13 protein-coding genes are annotated in these 19426 nt (G+C 41.3%); 7 read left to right on the forward strand and 6 right to left on the reverse strand.

Features of this window, described 5'->3' with window-relative positions:
* The first annotated feature begins 923 nt into the window (after positions 1-923).
* Positions 924-3482, forward strand: a complete 2559-nt coding sequence (gene glgP, locus CDC37_RS12090; RefSeq protein ID WP_096622187.1) for an alpha-glucan family phosphorylase — start codon at positions 924-926, stop codon at positions 3480-3482.
* 97 nt (positions 3483-3579) lie between these two features.
* Here the strand turns inward: glgP and CDC37_RS12095 are convergent, their stop codons facing one another.
* Positions 3580-3828: a Ycf34 family protein gene (locus CDC37_RS12095; RefSeq protein WP_096622189.1), complete on the reverse strand. Its 249-nt coding sequence runs from the start codon at positions 3826-3828 to the stop codon at positions 3580-3582.
* 797 nt (positions 3829-4625) lie between these two features.
* Here CDC37_RS12095 and CDC37_RS12105 point away from each other — a divergent pair.
* From CDC37_RS12105 to CDC37_RS12120, 4 genes are all read left to right on the forward strand, one after another.
* A complete protein-coding gene (locus CDC37_RS12105; protein ID WP_096622192.1) occupies positions 4626-4844 on the forward strand; it encodes a hypothetical protein in 219 nt (72 codons plus the stop codon).
* A 195-nt stretch (positions 4845-5039) separates the two neighbouring features.
* Complete coding sequence (locus tag CDC37_RS12110) at positions 5040-5267, forward strand: hypothetical protein (RefSeq protein ID WP_157780731.1); 228 nt, start codon at positions 5040-5042, stop codon at positions 5265-5267.
* A 553-nt stretch (positions 5268-5820) separates the two neighbouring features.
* Complete coding sequence (locus CDC37_RS12115) at positions 5821-6078, forward strand: hypothetical protein (RefSeq protein WP_096622194.1); 258 nt, start codon at positions 5821-5823, stop codon at positions 6076-6078.
* A 319-nt stretch (positions 6079-6397) separates the two neighbouring features.
* Complete coding sequence (locus CDC37_RS12120; protein WP_096622195.1) at positions 6398-7117, forward strand: peptidylprolyl isomerase; 720 nt, start codon at positions 6398-6400, stop codon at positions 7115-7117.
* Between the two features lie 79 nt (positions 7118-7196).
* Here the strand turns inward: CDC37_RS12120 and CDC37_RS12125 are convergent, their stop codons facing one another.
* The gene (locus CDC37_RS12125; protein ID WP_096622197.1) at positions 7197-8015 is read right to left on the reverse strand and encodes a tetratricopeptide repeat protein; all 819 of its coding nucleotides are present in this window, start codon (positions 8013-8015) and stop codon (positions 7197-7199) included.
* A gap of 247 nt (positions 8016-8262) precedes the next feature.
* Positions 8263-9174 carry a ribonuclease D gene (locus tag CDC37_RS12130; protein ID WP_096622199.1) on the reverse strand — a complete coding sequence of 304 codons (912 nt, stop codon included), beginning with the start codon at positions 9172-9174 and terminating at the stop codon, positions 8263-8265.
* 600 nt (positions 9175-9774) lie between these two features.
* Between CDC37_RS12130 and CDC37_RS12135 the strand changes: the two genes are divergently transcribed.
* The gene (locus tag CDC37_RS12135; RefSeq protein ID WP_096622200.1) at positions 9775-10353 is read left to right on the forward strand and encodes a Uma2 family endonuclease; all 579 of its coding nucleotides are present in this window, start codon (positions 9775-9777) and stop codon (positions 10351-10353) included.
* 93 nt (positions 10354-10446) lie between these two features.
* Here the strand turns inward: CDC37_RS12135 and CDC37_RS12140 are convergent, their stop codons facing one another.
* From CDC37_RS12140 to CDC37_RS12150, 3 genes are all read right to left on the reverse strand, one after another.
* The gene (locus tag CDC37_RS12140; protein ID WP_096622202.1) at positions 10447-15627 is read right to left on the reverse strand and encodes an nSTAND1 domain-containing NTPase; all 5181 of its coding nucleotides are present in this window, start codon (positions 15625-15627) and stop codon (positions 10447-10449) included.
* Entirely contained in the window at positions 15591-16934 is a 1344-nt protein-coding gene (locus CDC37_RS12145; protein WP_096622204.1) for a P-loop NTPase fold protein, read from the reverse strand. Before CDC37_RS12145 ends, CDC37_RS12140 begins: the two co-directional genes overlap by 37 nt.
* A 636-nt stretch (positions 16935-17570) precedes the next feature.
* Positions 17571-17762 carry a hypothetical protein gene (locus CDC37_RS12150; RefSeq protein WP_096622206.1) on the reverse strand — a complete coding sequence of 64 codons (192 nt, stop codon included), beginning with the start codon at positions 17760-17762 and terminating at the stop codon, positions 17571-17573.
* Between the two features lie 667 nt (positions 17763-18429).
* Between CDC37_RS12150 and tatC the strand changes: the two genes are divergently transcribed.
* Positions 18430-19221, forward strand: coding sequence for a twin-arginine translocase subunit TatC (tatC, locus tag CDC37_RS12155; protein ID WP_096622208.1), 792 nt, complete (start codon positions 18430-18432; stop codon positions 19219-19221).
* Positions 19222-19426: the final 205 nt, after the last annotated feature.

Raw genomic sequence — 19426 nt, forward strand, 5'->3', positions numbered from 1 at the left:
ATCTGAATTTCAATCCTAGATTCAAATCAATGCAAACAATAGAATCATCCTTATATACCTTGAAAAAACCTTTGATCCCAGTTGTGATTAAGGGACTCTGCAAAGTGGTACAAACAAACAAAGCTATGTCAAAAAAATTTAAAAATCAGCCCCATAACCCTATCTCTACAGCCTATCTCCAACCCACTAATCGATAATGATTGAATTGTTTGTTTTGTCTACTTACTAAAGCCAGTAGCAATTTTTATTTAGTTTTCATTACCAACTATATTCCGTAATTATCATCTGCCATCGGTTATTTTTCGGAGATACACAAAATCTTTACGAATAGTTTGAGATGAAAATATTGGTGGATTCCGTGAAGAGTTCATCAATTCTTAGTAATTCCCAGGTGACAATCAACCTAAATGAGTAACTTATCAATTAAGAGACTTATATATCTTGAGTTTTCCAGCAAAAGATAAAGTTCCAATGAAATTACCTACCCAGGAAAAATATTAATCAAAACTACATCAAACTCTTGCTTAGGAATAATTTTAGATTTTGGATTTTGGATTTTGGATTATTTTACCCCTTTCAGTAAATAGGGAATAGGGAGAGACGCGATATATCGCGTCTCTCCCTACTCACTACCTCACTACTCCCTGATCTTCAAGCCTCAACAAGAATAATAAGCAAACCTACTTACATCCACACATCACCCAGCCAAGATGAGGATAATTCTCTACCCAAATACATCAAGACTTGTTAAGTATTGGATTCTATTTCTTTGCTTATCTGCTTTCCTCACCTAAAACAGAGAATCTTTCACAAAAATTAATAAAATCAAGGAATCATCATAAAAAGAGTATAAATAGTTGGTAAGAATGGGTGAATCCGGTCAACAATACCCATAGCACGACGTGGAATTTCGCGAAAAACTTATGCAGCCTATTCGTACTTTTAATGTATCTCCATCGCTTCCAGGGCGACTGGAACCGTTACGCAAGCTAGCTTATAATTTGCATTGGGACTGGAATGTAGAAACGAAAGATTTATTTCGTCGCTTAGATCCGGATTTGTGGGAATCTAGCCATCACAACCCAGTGCTAATGCTGGGAACGATTAGCCAGGCTAGGTTATTGGAAGTTGTGGAAGATGAGGGTTTTTTGGCGCAGATGGATCGTGCTGCGCAACAACTTGATGGTTATTTGCAGGAACGAACTTGGTCGCAAAAGCAACGTAGCAACAAACCCAAGGAGTGCTATGCCTACTTTTCGGCGGAGTTTGGCTTAGTTGATTGTTTACCGATTTATTCTGGTGGTCTAGGGGTTTTAGCGGGAGACCACCTCAAGTCAGCGAGTGATTTAGGTTTACCGTTGGTAGGTGTGGGTTTACTTTATCAACAGGGATATTTTGCCCAGTATTTAAATGCGGATGGTTGGCAGCAGGAACGCTATCCCATCAATGATTTCTATAATATGCCCTTGCACTTGGAGCGTAACCCCGACGGTTCGGAATTACGGATTGCAGTCGATTATCCGGGGAGAACGGTTTATGCACGGGTATGGCGTGTGCAGGTTGGTCGTGTACCCTTGTACATGTTAGATACGAATATTGAGCCAAATAATCCCTACGACCATGATATTACCGACCAGTTGTATGGGGGTGATATCGATATGCGTATCCACCAGGAAATTATGCTGGGGATTGGTGGAGTGCGGATGTTAAAGGCGTTAGGTTATAACGTCACGGCTTACCATATGAATGAAGGCCATGCGGCATTTTCTGCCTTGGAACGGATTCGTATTTTAATTCAAGAGGAAGGCTTAGATTATCCCACCGCGCGTCAGTTGGTTAATTCCACCAATATTTTTACAACCCATACCCCAGTTCCGGCGGGGATTGATTTGTTTTCCCCGGATAAAATATTGTATTATTTGGGACACTATGCGGATATTTTTGGTTTACCGAAGGAGCATTTTTTAGCCCTGGGACGGGAAGAGACGGGGGATTTATCGGCACCCTTTAGTATGGCGGTTCTGGCTTTAAAAATGGCTGGTTTTTCTAATGGGGTAGCCCAGTTGCACGGGGTTGTTTCCCGGCAGATGTTCAAGGGTTTGTGGCAAAATGTACCGGTGGAAGAAGTGCCAATTGCAGCCATTACCAATGGAGTTCATGCTCGTAGTTGTGTCGCCAAATCTACCCAGGAATTATACGACCGTTATCTCGGTCCCAATTGGTCTTCAGCTCCCTCCGATAGTCCACTGTGGGAAAGAATGAGCGCAATTCCGGATGAAGAATTGTGGCGCAATCACGATCGCTGTCGGTTGGATATGATATTGTATGTGCGGGAACACCTGGTCAAACATTTACGCGATCGCGGTGCTTCGGCGATGGAAATTGCTCAAGCCCAGGAGGTTCTAGACCCCAATGTGCTCACAATTGGGTTTGCGCGACGTTTTGCCACCTATAAACGGGCAACCCTGTGGATGCGTAATCTGGAGCGGATTAAAAAAATTCTCCTCGCCGACAAAACCCGCAAATTACAGTTTGTCATTGCTGGTAAAGCCCATCCGAAGGATATCCCCGGTAAGGAATTAATTCGCGAAATCAACCATTTTATCCGCGAACACGATCTACAAAAGCAAGTTGTTTTTGTACCCAATTACGACATGTATATTTCCCGGTTAATGGTGTCCGGGTGCGATGTGTGGTTAAACACACCCCGTCGTCCTCGCGAAGCATCGGGAACCAGTGGTATGAAAGCGTCGATGAATGGTTTGCCCAATTTGAGTGTCCTGGACGGTTGGTGGGATGAAGCTGATTATGTCCGCACAGGCTGGGCAATTGGTCACGGGGAAATGTATGATGACCCCAACTACCAGGATGAAATTGAAGCCAATGCTTTATATGATCTATTAGAAAAAGAAGTCATCCCCCTATTTTACGACCGTGATGAGGATAATTTACCCCGTCATTGGATTGCCAAAATGAAAGATGCCATCCGCTTAAATTGTCCCTTCTTTAATACAGCACGGATGGTTCAGGAATACGCCGAAAGAGCCTACTTCCCAGCGAGCGATCGCTACCATACCCTCACCGCAGATCACTATCAACCAGTCAAAGAACTGGCCAATTGGCGCATGAAGGTAATTAATAACTGGTACAACATCAAAATCAAAGATGTCGATGTATCTGCGGGTGATGATATCCAAGTGAACCAAACCGTCAGTGTTACCGCCAAAATCGATTTAGCTGAATTGACAAATCAGGATGTGAGTGTTGAATTATATCAAGGTGCAATCGATGCCAATGGCGAAATTGTCAATGCTATCTCCGTGGCAATGAACTACCAAGGTAGCAGCGACCAGGGATTAAGTGTTTATACGGGCGATATTATCTATGAAAGTTCAGGTTTCCAGGGTCTGTCTTTGCGTGTTTTACCTAAACATGAACTCCTTTCCAGTCCCTACGAGTTACGTTTAATACTGTGGGCCTAATTTTCGGTATTGAATGTATTCATCAACCTGCGGTTATCAGCTGGTGCTGGTAACTGTTTTTTATTTAGCAAGACGTAGCATCGCTACGTCTCTACCATCACGTTGGTACTAACTCACCCGGACGCAACTTCGACCACTTACCCATTTCTTGCTTATAACTCAAACATCCCACCACATCCCATTCCATCTCAATCACATCCCCTTTAGTCCGAATATTGACATTAATACTTGGCTCATTTGGTTCAAAATCAGGGCTTTCGGTTAAATGGGGTTGTTGGTGCTGAGTTTCGACCGCGTTATAGGTGACGCAACGGTCTACGTAGTGGCAGTTGACACAAATACACATAGGCTAAACCAACTCCAGTACCTTTATTGTTTAATCTAACTCACACCGAAGGCTGATTGCTGCTAATTACCATTTATTTTTGTTAAATTTTGATGACTCAATATACTCGGATTGATCACAAACTCCTAAAACTTTCAGTGAACAAGGAGTAGGAAGTAGTAGGAAATTTAAGCCATTACTCAAGGCTTATACCGTTTGAATATGAAGTTCCACATAAAAATTTGTCCGAAGTGGGGAGGAACGACGAAGGAATCTCATAATCTTCAATTTTAATGATTTGCTGAGATTGCCGAGTTCCACTTCTTTCCCCACTGCGAGAGCAACAAGCAAGCTACACAATGATACCCAAAAAAATGGCATTGCAGAATTGGATATGAATTATGTTTATTCCAATTTTGTATTCAAACCCCAATTATCGTAGAGACGTAGCATCCCTACATCTCTACAATTTCAACAATTTCAACAATTTCAAATTAGAGGTTGTTGGTCAAGATATTAATTATCACTATTTTGACTATCGTCCTGACTCTGGACATGGGGTTACAAAGCTGATTATTCCTTCAAGAGTACAGACGCAACATGTCGCGTCTCTTCCTATTCCCAAAAAAGATAATTCAAGTATTAAAATCGACTTTTAAAACATCCTCTTAGATAAACCTGCCAAAATGGCGACATAATCAGTAATAAATGCTACATGTTTTCGAGAATAGATGTACATTATAAATATCAACTCCAGAGAGTTGAAAAAGTAAATAAAGCTCATAAAACAAACGAAAAATTAAAGATTGGAGGGCGTTATGATTATCTCTGATTTAACCTATCTCGAAACCGTTGAAGATACTAAAAAAGTAGAAGGTGGATTGAACATCGGCGCACAATTTGCAACCCATTCTGCGAATCTATCTGCTTTAACGATGGCTAACGTTGCTGGAGCTGGTGGTGCTGCTAACCAATCTACAGCATTGACAAGCCTAATTCAAAGTGCTAGCGGACAATTGATTGCTTTAGGTTTATAAAATACTCCCTAGCTATCAGTTATCCTCTCAAGTTTTCAGATTAATTTGTATCTACCGTGTGTATTGCTGATGAAAAATGGGCAATCCAATACTGAAAATATTATTTAAATGTTCCGAAAAATATCTTCTAGTTTGGTTTGCCCAAACACCTGGAAATATGCAAACAAAATAGTTAAAAAGCAACTGGAGGATTTTATGATTATCTCTGATTTAACCTATCTCGAAACCGTGGAAGATAGTAAAAACCTCGAAGGTGGATGGGATTTTGGTGTACAAATAGCAGGTTTTAACCTTCAACAAACAGGCTTTGCAATGGGAAACTATGCGAATGCGACTGGTGCTGGTAACTACATGACCGGAGTAACTGTTGATATTAGCAGCTTTAGTGTCGGTGCGCTGGGTTTAGGACTACCTAATCCGTAGTTACTTATCAGTGGTAACAATGGTTTAATTGAGCTTGGTGACAGTTAATTCCGAATGAATGTGCTTGACTGAGGTAATTTTTAGGTTATTTGTGATTGATTTCAAATTGACCTCAGTACATGCAATCAGGAAGACCTATAGCTGGTTATTATGGGTAAAGCTTCCCATCTACTCCAAAATTATGCAGAGCAGATTATGAGGGGGTTTTCTCCCCCCTCAACAGTCATGAAAAAAACTAAAAAGTTAGGTTTCCTGGTAACGCAATCGGATAGTTGTTAATCGCTCGCAAAGCTTATCCTGATGGCACTTTCTGAGAAGACTAGCAAATAGCGATGTTTCTCCAGGGAGAGTAATTTATGTTGATATTAATTATCGAAAAACTAATAATAATTTGAAAAGATAACTCCACATATCGAAAGATAAAAATCTGAGATAACAAGGGTTGATAGCTCACGCGAAGCAGGGGGGTAAATGTATCTAATTTTTAGTGAAATAATATTAATAATCAAAAAGTAAAAATCTCAAATTGAGGAATATTATCAGTAGAGTAGCTATGATTATTCATGACTTAGAGCATCTAGAAGAAGTGGAAGAAAAAACTGAAACCGAAGTTGTTGGTGGTAATTTTAATTTTTTCTCATTCCTGAGAAATCTCATGATTCATCCTGTCTCTAGTGCAGGAATTAATACTTTAGGTGGTGATTCGATTGGTAATTCGGTTACTTCCTATAATATTTCTATGCCAATTTTTATTTTTATGCCTACAACGAGAAATTCTCGTCGGTCGCGGTGGTCAAGTTTTTTATTTTAATTCCTCATTGCATCACGAGGATGAGCCAATTTTCAAATTAAGTGGGTTTCATTACTACAATCAATCTGCTCAAAACAATCTTCACCTGAAGTTAGATGGGGTTTCAATTCCAAAACCCATAGATACGTAGGGGGTATCCAGATTTCTCACGAGTAAGTTATGAGTCTTGAGTGATGGATTAATTTTCCTTCTACTCCCTACTCCCTGTAAGTTTGAGGAATTTGTGAGAAACGCAGGGTTAGTCTATGATAAAGCTGCACTTACCTATAGGGGTAATCCACAATCCTATGACGATGTTTTTTGTGATTAGGGGGCAATTATGATTACCTTTCAGAATCGTCAGATTTCAGAGGAGGAAATTGTCACGACGCTGAAATATAATTTTCAATTGAAGGATATTTGTTATCAGATTATTTATCAAGATAAAATTCAGAAACTAGCATCTGAATTAGAACTGATTGTTACACCAGAGGAAATACAAATAGAAGCCGATAGACGGCGTTATCTTCAACGATTAATCCATATTCAAGATACCTTAAACTGGTTAAATGATGCGTTAATGAGTCCAGAGGATTGGGAGAAGAGTATTTACTGTTATTTATTAACGAAAAAGTTAGCTGAAAAGCTTTTTAAAAACCAGGTAGAACAGTATTTTCAAGAAAATATCAGAGAATTTGAGCAAATTGTGCTGTATCAAATTGTTGTCCCCTATGAGTTACTGGCACAGGAAATATTTTATCAAATAGAAGAAGCCGAGATGAGCTTTTATGAAGCGGCTCATTTATATGATATCTCTGAAAATAGACGACGAACGTGTGGCTATGAAGGTATTGTTTATCGTCGCAATTTACATCCAGATTTGGCAAAGGTGGCTTTTTCCGGAAAAGTGGGAGAGGTAATTGCTCCTATTTGTTTGCAACAGACTAGCCATATTCTATTGGTTGAGGATTTTATCCCAGCAGAGTTAACAACTGCAAGGTATGAGGAAATTCTTAATCATTTGCTACAAAATTGGTTAAATTCGGATTCGCGTGGGTGAAAGTAGTTGGAAAATTGAAAATGTGAGGAGTATTGAGTATCAGATTCAGGGAGATAATAAAATAAACAATCTGTCTATATTAACGTTGTAAACTTTCAATTTGGGCATTAATTTGCCGACTTAATTGGAGATTACCTTGATTTTTAAAGAGTTCTGCTGCGCGTTGTAAATCCTGAATTGCTTTTTCCTTGTTACCTAAGACACTATAGGCATTTCCTCGGTTATTATAGGCTGCGGCAAAATTTGGATTTAGCTCAATTGCGCGATTATAGTCCGCGATCGCACCGTTTCGATCTCCTTGAGCAGCACGAGCGTTTCCCCGGTTATTATGGGCGATCGCATAATTAGGATTAATTTCAATGGCGCGATTATAATCACTAATGGCTGCATTGCGATCGCCTTGAGCAGCACGAGCGTTTCCTCGGTTATTATAGGCATCCGCGTATCGGGGGTCAAGACGAATCGCTTCATCATAGTCTTGTACTGCACGGTTATAGTCTCCCTGAGCAGCACGGGCGTTTCCTCGGTTATTATAGGCAAGAGGGTTAGCAGGATTTAGTTGAATGGATCGATCATAGTCTGCGATCGCCCCTTCGCGATCGCCTTGATCAAATCTTACCAGTCCCCGTTGATTATAGGCGGCAGCAAATTTGGGATTGCGCTTAATTGCTTCATTATAGGCAGTTAATGCACCCTGTAAGTTACCTTTGCTTTGTAATTGCTGACCACGATTATAAAAGGCTTGGGGAGAATCGGGTGTTATATTACCAGGATTAACAGTAGCAGGTGCTGAGGTGACACCAATTTCCGTAATCAGGACATCATTTTTTTGACTACATCCGAATGTTCCTAGTAGTATTAGACTAACCAGGAAAATCATGTTCCTATATTTTTGCATTTTCTACCTTTTTTGATGATGAAATAACCAGGTTCCCGTGAGTTCACCTCGTCCTGAAATATATTATATTTTGATTGCAATCTTTGTCTGTAAAAATGGCTAAAAATTACTAAATTCATTTTTATATACTTTTCCTGGATTTCTCACTAACCCGAAATTTTCAGTGATTAGGGAGTAGGGAATAGGGAGTAGCGGTAAAATTAACCCATTACTCAATTTTTATCATTTGCATATTTACATATAGATTTTATCCATCTGTATCTGTCTGTTTGATGCTTAACCTTACGGATGAACTTGTTTCGATTTCCGGATTCATTTTGGCAAGGGATTCACCAATTTCTGCTTGCAGTTGTTGCGTTAGGGTAATGGGAAAATCTATATCTATGTTATCGCTGGTGACAACACGCATTAAATCTGCAAATTTTACCTTTGTTGTTGTTCGTTTATAGGAAGTTAATTTAAATATATTTGTCTCTGCTATCCCTTGAGCTTGCATAACTTTTTTGATTCTCTCTTCCAGATGTTCTACTTCCGATGCTAACAGCTTATATTGGGTGGATATCTCCTGGTATCTGGCTGTTAAATGGGACAAATCTTCAGTTTCTGGTTGAGGATTAGCTGCTGTTGCTAACTCGATTAATCTCTGATGTAACTGAATTAAATAGATACAATCTAAATAGGCATATTCCAGTTGTCCATCACTCAAGGGACGAAACCCCCAATCACTTGTTTGGGCTGATTTATCGATATCATGGTAGTTACATAATTCTGTGACTAAGGTTTCCAGTTTATAATTGGCAACCGGAAGCAAATAATAGGGTATTTTTTTGGCAATTTCCAGCGTACATGTAATATTTTGTGCTTTTTTTCCACCGAGAAATTTTAAATCATAACTGGCATTATGGAAGACTTTTTCGATATTTTGTTCTACCATAATCTGCTCAATAAAAATATCCACAATATCCGGTTTTTCTAACATATCTAAAATATAAATATGCTCTCCACTCAAATCATCCGGCCGGTCGGAGACTTGAATCAATGATAATTTAGGCTTTTTTGTCCGGAAATCCGCTACTTCCGTATCAATCCAGAGAGTTGTTGCTGCTTTCAATCTGGAGATAGTTGCAATAATTTCTGGAGATGTTTTTAAGTAGGGCATGATATTTTAAATACATTTACTTTGTTCATTTTTGTATCAGAATCTGGTACATTTCACATTTTGAAGATTTTAAATAAATAAAAATTATCTTTCACTTAATCATAATAAATAAATTTAATAAAATCCCTGTTTTTTATAGTATACTTGTTTTAAAAATTTGCTTTGACTCTTTCAGCGATCGCTTAGATTCTGGTTAGAAGTTTTCTCAGCAGTTAACGAGTGGCGAAAAGCATAGCATTAGGGGAATCCTACTGACTGTATGTGGTTTAGGGATGTAATACGGATAATCCGCAATTGTTGACCATCCAAAATCCAGCTAAAGTATTGGCTCTGGATGCGAAGGAAATTAAGCAAGTAATGCGGTATATTGTAGGGACTGAGGCATTACAGCAAAATGCTATTAAGTTAACCTACATTTCTCACAAGGGAGTGATAAGGCTTGAGTAATGGGTTAATTTTCCCACTACTCCCATCACGGACTACTCACTGAAAGTTTTAGGAGTTTGTGAGAAATCCGAGTTAATCATCCCTGTTGATTGCGGTGTCAAAATGGATATAGGTTCCTAACCTAGTCAGCAGACAAACACGGGAGATACTCCGATGACAGCACTTACATTAAACCTCAATTCTGTAATTAAACTGACAAGAGAACAGTTTTATCAATTGTGTAAAGAAAATCCCGATTTAAAATTAGAACGCAATGCCCAAGGAGAGTTAATTATAATGCCACCCACAGGAGGAGAAACAGGCAGAACTAATGTGAATTTAATTCTTCAGGTAGCATCATGGAACGACCAAAATCAACTAGGCGAAGTTTTTGATTCATCAACTGGATTTACTTTGCCTTCAGGTGCTGACCGTTCTCCCGATGTTTCTTGGGTAGAAAAATCCCGTTGGGAGGCTTTGAGTCCAGAACAAAGAGAGAAATTTATTCCTTTATGTCCTGATTTTGTCATTGAAATTATGTCACCCTCTGATACTTTGAAAAAATTGCAAGACAAAATGGAGGAATACATACAAAATGGTTGTCGTCTAGGTTGGTTGATTAACCGAAAAAGCCAGGAAGTAGAAATTTATCGTCCGGGACAAGATGTGGAAGTATTGAAATTACCTTCAACTCTTTCTGGGGAAAATGTTTTACCAGGTTTTGTCCTCAATTTACAAAAAATTTGGGGATAAAAATTTTTGGGCGTTGCTGAATACAAATATGAATTGAAAATTCGACTTCGTGCAGAAGTAGCCGTCATTTACCACGTACAGAAAGAAAAAAACCTATTTTTGCTCTGGACACAGATTGCGATCGCTGTCGGAAACTCGCATACTATTACGGAGATAGTCCTGTAGCAGTTTACATCCACGACTAAGTAAATGTTCGACGGTTGAATCATCGAGGTGGCGGAAGGTGATGGTTCCGTTGTTGCTACCAGTGACTAGGGTTTTGCCATCGGCGCTAAAATTGGCTGTGGTGAGGTCGTTGCGGTCAGATTTAATTATCAGTTGTAATTTGCCATTATCTTCCCATAGGAGGATACGGTCTTCGCTTAAACTCAGAAGACTGGAATTGTGGGGATGGAAGTTGACCACCAGAAAACTCTCACCTGTTCCTCGGAGGGTACGGATATAGTTACCGTTCGGTTTCCAAAGCTTGACGGAGCTATCCAAACTAGCAGATGCCAACATTTTACCATTATTTGACCAAGCCACACCAAATACGGGACGGTCGTGGTTTGGCAATTTGTGCATCAGTTGGCCGTTTGCACTCCAAATTATCACCGTATTATCATCTCCAGCCGAAGCGAGCAATTTGCCATCGGGACTAAAACTAACCCAATTCACCGCATTTCCATGACCTGTGAGGTTATGTAATAATTCCCCTTTGTCACTCCATAGTTTTACTTGTCGGTCCTTACTTGCAGAGGCCAGGGTTTTACCATCTGCTGACCAAGCGACACTCAGTACCGTATCTGTATGTCCCGATAACGTGTGTAATAGCTGACCATCACGACTCCAAATTTTCACCGTGCGATCGCTACTGGCGGAAGCAATTCTGTTACCATCTGGACTAATACTCACATCCCACACAGCCCCCCGATGTCCTGCGAATTCCCTTTCTAACTGCCTATCTCCACTCCACAGTTTAACTAATCCATCTTCGCTAGCCGAGGCAAATAATTTACCATCACTGGCAAAACTGATTTTCGTAATCGCTTTGGCATGAGCATTAATTTTATCTAGGGGTACGTATTTCCACTGCCACAGACGGATCAAACCATCCTCACTTGCAGAAGCCAGGGTTTGACCGTCATTACTAAAACTGATACTGTTGACTGCCGTACCGTGTCCCCGTAGAGTTTCCAGTAATTTCCCCTCCAAACTCCACAGTTTAATTGTGTTATCCATACTTCCGGAAGCAATGGTTTGACCATCGGGGCTAAAACTGACACTGGTGATGGCACCACGTCCAGTTAGGGTTTGTAACGGTTGTCCTTGCCGATTCCACAAGCGAATTGTCCCATCCAAACCGGTGGAAGCGAGGGTTTGTCCATCCCCCGACCAAGCAACGGCAAGCACACCTTTACTGTGTCCTCTCAAGGTTGCCAATTCCCGACCGTTCCTGTGCCATAGTTTCACTGTTCCCTGATTATCCCCCGAAACCAGGATTTCCCCATCCTTTGACCAAGCTATAGTGCGAATAATATCCCCATGTCCCGTTAGGGTTTTTACTAGTTCCCCATTCGTTCGCCAAATATGAATTCGATTGTCCGCACCACCAGCAGCAATAAATTCACCGTCGGGACTAAAGGCAACGGCATTCACCACATCCTTAGTAGTAATTACCCGCAGCAGTTTGCCATCAATATTCCAGATTCTCACGGCTTTATCCGCACCCCCAGACACCAGCGATCGCCCATGAGGGTGAAAAGCCACACTGGTTACCCGCAGATTATGACCTTCCAGGGTATGTAAGAGTTTGCCATCGGTGCGCCATAACCGCACGGTATAATCATTACTAGCCGAGGCAATTATCGTACCATTGGGACTAAAAGCTAAACTATTTACCCCGGAACGATGACCATCAAGGCGATTGCCTTCCCGTTCCCGCGTTCCGTACACCGCTTGATAAAGGGCGCTCCGGACTTTTTGTTGACTATCGGCATCGGGAAATAGGGCCTGTTGTAACTTCCGTCCAGCCCGTAATCCTTCCTTGAGGGCATCAATATCCTTATTGAGGGCAAATAGGGCTTCACTGGATGCACTTGCGGCTATACTGGCACTGAGGACAGCTTTATGCCACTGGTAGACCGCCATACTAATCGACCCACTTAAAACCACAATTCCCACCACCGCCGCAGTGAGGGCGGTTTTAAGAACGCGATTCATCCGGTCTTGGTTCAAACGTAATTTTTCTGTTTCTGCTAGTTCTGCTTGCAGTTTTTGCTGTTCCAGTTCCACATGCAGTCGCTCAATTTCTACCCGACTGGTTTCTTCCCGTTTCCGTAGTTCTTTGATTTCAGCGAGTAAATCGTTACCAGAGCTACTCACTAGGGTTAATTGTTTTTTATCCTGGTGGCTATGGCGCAGAGAACTGTTTAATTGGGCGATTTTGGCTTCCTGTTGGGCAACCTGTTGACGTAGTTCCTTCAAGCGCTCCTGGAAGCTCAGTTCGGTTTGTTGGAAGGAACGGATTAGTTCTACTAAATAATCGTGGATCAGTTGGTAACGTTCGGGAACCTCCGGTAACAGCACCACTAAACCAGAACGGACAAGGATTTCGAGGATAAATTCCAGCTTGTCCACATCTTCCAATTCTGCCAATTCCGTTGCCAATTGGGCACGGGTTTTCAGGGTGCGTTTTTGATTTTCATCGGTCAGCAGGTATAAAACTAACCAAGCAGCCCGTTGATTTTCTGGACCACAATCGGAAATTAGCTCACTGATATAACGTTCAATTAACTTATTGGGGCGAAATTGCTCGTAGCGAGACAAACTGACAATCCGTTCATCTTGAAGTTGCGCACCCACCACTTGCAATTCGATGGGTCGAACTTCCCCCAATTCTTTGGATAAATCCTCCACCAAGGCATCAACTAATTCGGGAGCCAGGTATAAATGGGTTTGATTGCTGACGGAATGTTGCCGCGCAGTTAATTGTTGAATTACCCTTTTGGCATCCTCGCGGGAAAAGTTTTTCAGGGGGTAGAGAATTTGTTTATCGAGGATATTATCATTAATGGTTTCTAGAGATGCCACCTGTTTAAATTCCAACAAATGGTGTAAATAATCCTCCCGCAGGGATAAAATTACCTTGACAAAGGGAATATTTAGACAATCCCGCAGAAAACCATCAAACTCGTGAATTTGCTTACGGGGACTGGCTGCGAAAAAAAATTCCTCAAACTGGTCAAAAATCAACACCGTAATCATGTTGTTTTCGCCATTGTCGCGAATCCGCTCTAAAATTCCCTCTTTGGTAATCGGTGTCGCTGGGGGTGAGAGTTCTATTTCACTCTTCAAAATCATCGGATTGACAACGGCACAAGCCTCTCCCAAACTCCGTACCCAATCGGTATAAACATCAACCACAATCGGAATCGCAAATTGATCGCCAATCGTCCGATTTTGTAAAGCGGGCACTAAACCAGCCCTAACGGTGGAACTTTTACCCACCCCCGAAGGACCATAAATTACCGTTAATTTTTGGTCAGCCCGGCTAATGCGTCCAATCAAATTATCAATATCCCGTTGTCTCCCGGAAGCGATAATTTCTAAAGCCACCGTCCCCGTAGACATTGGCGCACCCAGAACCGGATTCGTCACCTGGTACTGGGGTTGCAACCTCCCAGCCCCGACAAAAGCCCGTAAACCGTACTGTTGTTCCACCGACCGCCGTTGTTGGCGAATCGTAAACGCCTCCAAATACTTACCCGCATCAAAATAAAGCGATCGCAATCTTCTGAGTAAGCGAATATAACGATAAACATCGTAGCGAAAATCACTTAGTTCTAGGGCTGGGTTTAATTCGGCTACGGCAGTTTGAATTTGTTCCTCAGCCTGTTTTGTGTATTCCGCATCACCCGTTTCCCGTCCCAGATTTCGCAAAGCATAGGCCAACAGCAACCGATAAACCTGGGCTAAGAGGAGCGGAAATTGGTGTTTGGGGGTGTCATCCTGCTGTTGTATACTTTCGTTTATGTGCCACAGAGCTACCCGCGCTAACTGGGTTGCTTGCACCCAACGGGATTTTTCCACCGCTACCTGGGCTAAGAATCCACAATCACAGGCCTGGTGGATGGGTGAACCATAGGTATGGTGTAAATTTTGTGACTTTTGAGCGACGATTTCTAGCTCATCCCACTGACGTAGGTGTTGGAGAACTTCAGCTAACTGACCGATTAACTGAGCCATTAAATCCGGTCTATTAGCCGTTTCAAATACATCTAAACAGCGTTGAAAATAGGATTTAGCGGCTTCCCAACAACGACGATAATCTGGATTGGTACGTTCGGCTTGACGATAGTAACACAATCCAATGTAATACAATACAGTCCCCGTCCTTAACAGGTGAGGGTAGGCAGGGTTATTAATAATATCAAAATCAAAAATCGGAGGGGGTGCTTCTGGACAAATTCCCGGCTTATTTTTCCCGAATTTCCCTGGGGAATCAGGAACATGATTACCTTCTTGCCAAAACTCCAAACTGGCGAGAAAATGCTCCACAGCCTCCTGAATCCGGTCGTTAGCATAGTCATCTAAACCCGACACGAAGGCCAAACTTGCAGCTAATTCCGGTTCTAGCTCAATTCCCCGTGCTTGCAAATCGCGAATCGCAGCACGAAACTCATCGCTACTATAGTCCCACACCTGTCCTAAAGTTGAATGGGGGTGGTGTTTCGGTTTAACTTCTGGGGGGGAATTATAAATATCGAGAATTTTGGCAAACAAATCATTGGTTTTATGGGATAATAACGAACGCAGTTGTTCCGTTGTCTTTTCAAACCGGATCGGAGTCGCCGCCCAACTGGTAAAATCCGGAGCAATGCGCCGTAACTTCCGCAATAACCCATCATTGACCCAAAAAACCATCGGAAACTGGTGACGTTTGCGAAATTCATCCCGCACATGGTTTAAAGTCCGCAAAAAATCATCTAGCTTTTCCACCCCTTCCAAACCAACAATAAATATGGCTTGGGGTTGACTATCACCTATTTGGCTATGGAGGGTGCTGTATAAACTAATTACCCGCTTTGGAACCTGTACCGTCGGTAAATTGTACCCCGGTGGTAACTCATCCCGTAACTGTTGGATTACCTGGGTGCGCAAATCAGCATAATTACAACCAGCAAACACTAGCGAAAACTGTCCTTGGGACAAAGTAATCGCCCGTGCTAAACTTTTGAGACTACGCTGATTAGCAGCTAAGATGCTTGTTGGTGTTGGGTTTGTTTCAACCATGATTTGAACTTCTGTGTCTCAGCTAAAACCGGGTTGACAGCGAACCATGCACCCAGGCGATCGCGATACTCAAATATAAATAAACTCCGCAGCAGGGTATGATATTCCACATCACCCCTGACTTTTTGTTGCTGTACTACCTGAAAAATCAATTCCCACTCATCCCCATCAATGGGGTTAGCACGGAAATCGCGATGACGTTGAACCACCAACTCCACACATTCCCGTTCAAAGGGTGGATCCTGTTCCCGTAGACAGTCAAACAGCAACCCTAACAAATCCCGGACATGACCACCGCTAATTAAGCATAAACGGTCAAGAGTATCCTGGTGATCAAACACCTCCTGAATTAACTGTAACCGATCCACCGCATCCACGTCAGGAAATGCGCGAACTAACACCATTTGTCGCATTAACGCTAAACCCGGCTGAAAAATTTCCCCAAAGCGATCGCGTACTGGTATCATCGGTAATACCTTGGGAGATATACCCCCTCCTAACCGTTGTTGGAGTTGTACCGCATCATTAGAAAAAGTCAAAGCCAAGGGAATTGTATACACCAGGTGACAATCGAGTTTGCGTAACTGCTCCCCCCGATCCATAAATAAATGTTCGGGAAGGGTGCGTCCGGAGGGTAAAATGCGGATATCCACCCGGTCAAGGTTATCCACGATCACGACTAATCCCCGTTTACCGCGATTTTTCAGTTCTTGATTAGCCTTGAGTAGTAACTCCTGATTGATTGACTGGAGGATATTTTCAGTTCGTGGTTCCAAATAATCCCGCAAACGTCGCCGCAAATTGGGACTTTCCTTGGTTTTCGCGGTAATTTTACCAATTCCCACCGATAATTCCCCTTCCACCTCCAAATCCAGAGGTGTTTGCAGAAAATCGATAATCTCCCCAAACAATTTCGTAAAATATTTGGGCTTAAGATTAATTTTAATCCCTTCCAAACTCTCACTTACCTGACCAGCGATCGCCAACAAAATATCCGTCACATCCAAATCCACCACATCCAGCACATGGGTAGACTCAAAATAGACGACATGAAACCCTTCTAGTTCCAATTCGGCTTTTAAACGCAGCAATTCCGTTGACTTACCGCAGCCAATATGACCAGTAAACAACTGACAAGTCGGTGTATTGGGAGAAATTTTCGTAATTGTTCGTAGCAGCGCTTCTATAATTTTACCACCCCGAACATCAGCAAAATCAATATAATATTGACGGTCAGCCGCATTTCCCATCACCAGAGGTTTACTGGGATTGCACGCTTGATAAAATCTTTCTAAATTTAACAGCATAATCAATACAACAACAGCGAAGGAGAAATAATACCGTTTTACTTTGGTGTACCTGACGGGAAGCAGGAGATGCAGGGAAAGTAAATGTATCAAAATTTGAGTGAAATGATATAAGCTTTGATTACAAGCTTGAGAACAGCAAAAATATTTTTTAAATTTTTATCTTTTTCGTAACTTTTTGCTAATAAACAAAGCGGGTCGAAAACCCGCATCCCCAAGTACAAGAGATAAATTTAACATCAACAAAAACGATATTTAGTATAAATACTTAAATTATAAATCAGTAAAAATATTTTTTAAAAAAGGAAAAATAGCAATAATAACTAAGTCACGAAGCAAGCACTTACGAACCCATAAAAATACAATCTAGCCATAATTAGGTAGGTGCAATTAAACATAAAACCGTAACGCAACCGTTCATTCGGCGTAGAGACGACCCGATGTGTCGTCTCTACTCCCTGATCTCAACGACAATTTTTACCACCTACCCATTTACTTTGCACGCTGATATATTTACCTTTTAGTTTGTTGACGGTGGAGACTTCGCAACACTACGTCTTTGCAAACATTACCATCTAAATAAAAAGCTCATTTCGTGACCGTGTAAAGTATACAATCTAAATCATGGGAATACATCTAACCCCGACACCTACCTGAGTAGATACAATCAGCAGGTCTTTCATCCCGTGCAGCCATATCCAAATTAAAAATAATTGCACTTTCTCGTTTCCCAGTTTCCAAAGAGGAATTGGCAATCATTTTCACACCTTGTTGCCAATGCCACAAGAATATTGGCAAAGTCAGTATCAGTAAATAAAAAACTCTCATGATGGAAAAACCTCTGCATAATTTCTACAATTAAAATAATTAAATTCATCAACTCCAAAAAAACTGACTATAATCCAAAATTTCAAATCCCCAATTATATGATTCGTTGCCAAACACCCTCTTTATATCTACCCAATGACACATAATCCAAAATCTCAAATTACTTGACATTATCGTAGATGCCGAAGAAATTAAAAATTGTCAGTGGGTAACTTAGTATTATTGCTATCAAGATTAATTGAGTAGGATTGACTATAAAAAATTATCTCCAGTTCCAAATAAATTAGCCCTGATGCAAATGTAAAATTCACTCTTACTGGCAACACACATAACTTCCCTATTTATTTATATATGCAGGGGTTAACCCATCAAAACCGGAAAAAAATCAATTATTATCGGGAGTAGGGAGTAAGGGAGAAAATATATCAAAATATTCGTGAAATGGTAAAAGCAGTACATGTAGACTAATCCCTACTCACTTGACTTACAAGCTAGTCCACCATGTTGTCAGGACACAACCAAACAGGAAAATGTATAGACGCGACATGTCGCGTCTCTCCCTATTGCCGTACAGTCATTCTCTATAGAGTATGGAGATGAGAATATCCTTTCTTTAACAGTCTGTCCCAGATACAATAGTTAACAAACAACGCTGCTTTGTGGATTCATGACAACTTCACGCGAACTAGAATCAGCAACTACCCCCCTGACTCAACCCGAAATTGAGCCATTGGAGAATGACCCCCTCGACGAACTTCCTGGTGAAGTGGAAATGTCCCTATTCGAGCACCTGGAAGAATTACGACTGCGGATTTTTTACAGCTTAATCTCCGTAGTTATTGGTGCGATCGCTTGTTTTGCTGCCGTTAAACCAATTGTCCAACTATTGGAAGCACCAGCACAAGGGGTAAAGTTCCTTCAACTTGCACCTGGGGAGTTTTTCTTTGTGTCCATCAAAGTTGCTGGATACTGTGGGATACTAGTGGCAAGTCCAGTTATCCTCTACCAAGTCGTTCGCTTTATCTTACCCGGATTGACCCTTCGGGAACGACGTTTACTAGCACCCGTGGTTTTTGGTTCCAGTATTCTCTTCTTTGCGGGATTAGTATTTGCCTATGTCGCACTCATTCCAGCAGCACTGAAATTTTTTATCAACTATGGTGCTGATGTCGTCGAGCAATCGTGGTCTATCGAAAAGTATTTTGAATTAATCCTCCTATTACTATTTGGCTCCGGATTAACCTTTCAAATACCCGTCATCCAGATGTTGTTAGGTGCATTAGGAATTGTCAGTTCCAGCCAAATGTTGTCAGGATGGCGTTATGTGATGATTGGTTCAGTGGTATTAGGTGCAATCCTCACCCCTTCGACGGACCCCCTGACCCAAAGTTTACTCGCTGGTGCAGTGTTATTTCTTTACTTTGGGGGAATTGGTTTAGTGAAATTGACGGGAAAATAAATATTATTTCGCAGGTTGATGTATTCTCTTTTGGTTTGTTGACAGGTGACTGTTGACCGTTGACCGTTGAAAATTAAACTTTAACCATCTATTTGGTTGCTTGACTGTTAGCAGTTAACCATCTAGGTCTTGGTGAATTTGGGCATGAAATATAATAATTGTTTACATTTTATGTTCAATGTCTGTTCAAACCCAAATCATCTAG

This window comes from Calothrix sp. NIES-3974, assembly GCF_002368395.1.
In the GTDB taxonomy this organism is placed as follows: Bacteria; Cyanobacteriota; Cyanobacteriia; order Cyanobacteriales; family Nostocaceae; genus NIES-3974.

Coding starts and splice junctions, on each gene's coding strand:
- glgP (WP_096622187.1), top strand. CDS start 924: ATGCAGCCTATTCGTACTTTTAATGTATCTCCATCGCTTCCAGGGCGA.
- CDC37_RS12095 (WP_096622189.1), bottom strand. CDS start 3,828: ATGTGTATTTGTGTCAACTGCCACTACGTAGACCGTTGCGTCACCTAT.
- CDC37_RS12105 (WP_096622192.1), top strand. CDS start 4,626: ATGATTATCTCTGATTTAACCTATCTCGAAACCGTTGAAGATACTAAA.
- CDC37_RS12110 (WP_157780731.1), top strand. CDS start 5,040: ATGATTATCTCTGATTTAACCTATCTCGAAACCGTGGAAGATAGTAAA.
- CDC37_RS12115 (WP_096622194.1), top strand. CDS start 5,821: ATGATTATTCATGACTTAGAGCATCTAGAAGAAGTGGAAGAAAAAACT.
- CDC37_RS12120 (WP_096622195.1), top strand. CDS start 6,398: ATGATTACCTTTCAGAATCGTCAGATTTCAGAGGAGGAAATTGTCACG.
- CDC37_RS12125 (WP_096622197.1), bottom strand. CDS start 8,015: ATGCAAAAATATAGGAACATGATTTTCCTGGTTAGTCTAATACTACTA.
- CDC37_RS12130 (WP_096622199.1), bottom strand. CDS start 9,174: ATGCCCTACTTAAAAACATCTCCAGAAATTATTGCAACTATCTCCAGA.
- CDC37_RS12135 (WP_096622200.1), top strand. CDS start 9,775: ATGACAGCACTTACATTAAACCTCAATTCTGTAATTAAACTGACAAGA.
- CDC37_RS12140 (WP_096622202.1), bottom strand. CDS start 15,627: ATGGTTGAAACAAACCCAACACCAACAAGCATCTTAGCTGCTAATCAG.
- CDC37_RS12145 (WP_096622204.1), bottom strand. CDS start 16,934: ATGCTGTTAAATTTAGAAAGATTTTATCAAGCGTGCAATCCCAGTAAA.
- CDC37_RS12150 (WP_096622206.1), bottom strand. CDS start 17,762: ATGAGAGTTTTTTATTTACTGATACTGACTTTGCCAATATTCTTGTGG.
- tatC (WP_096622208.1), top strand. CDS start 18,430: ATGACAACTTCACGCGAACTAGAATCAGCAACTACCCCCCTGACTCAA.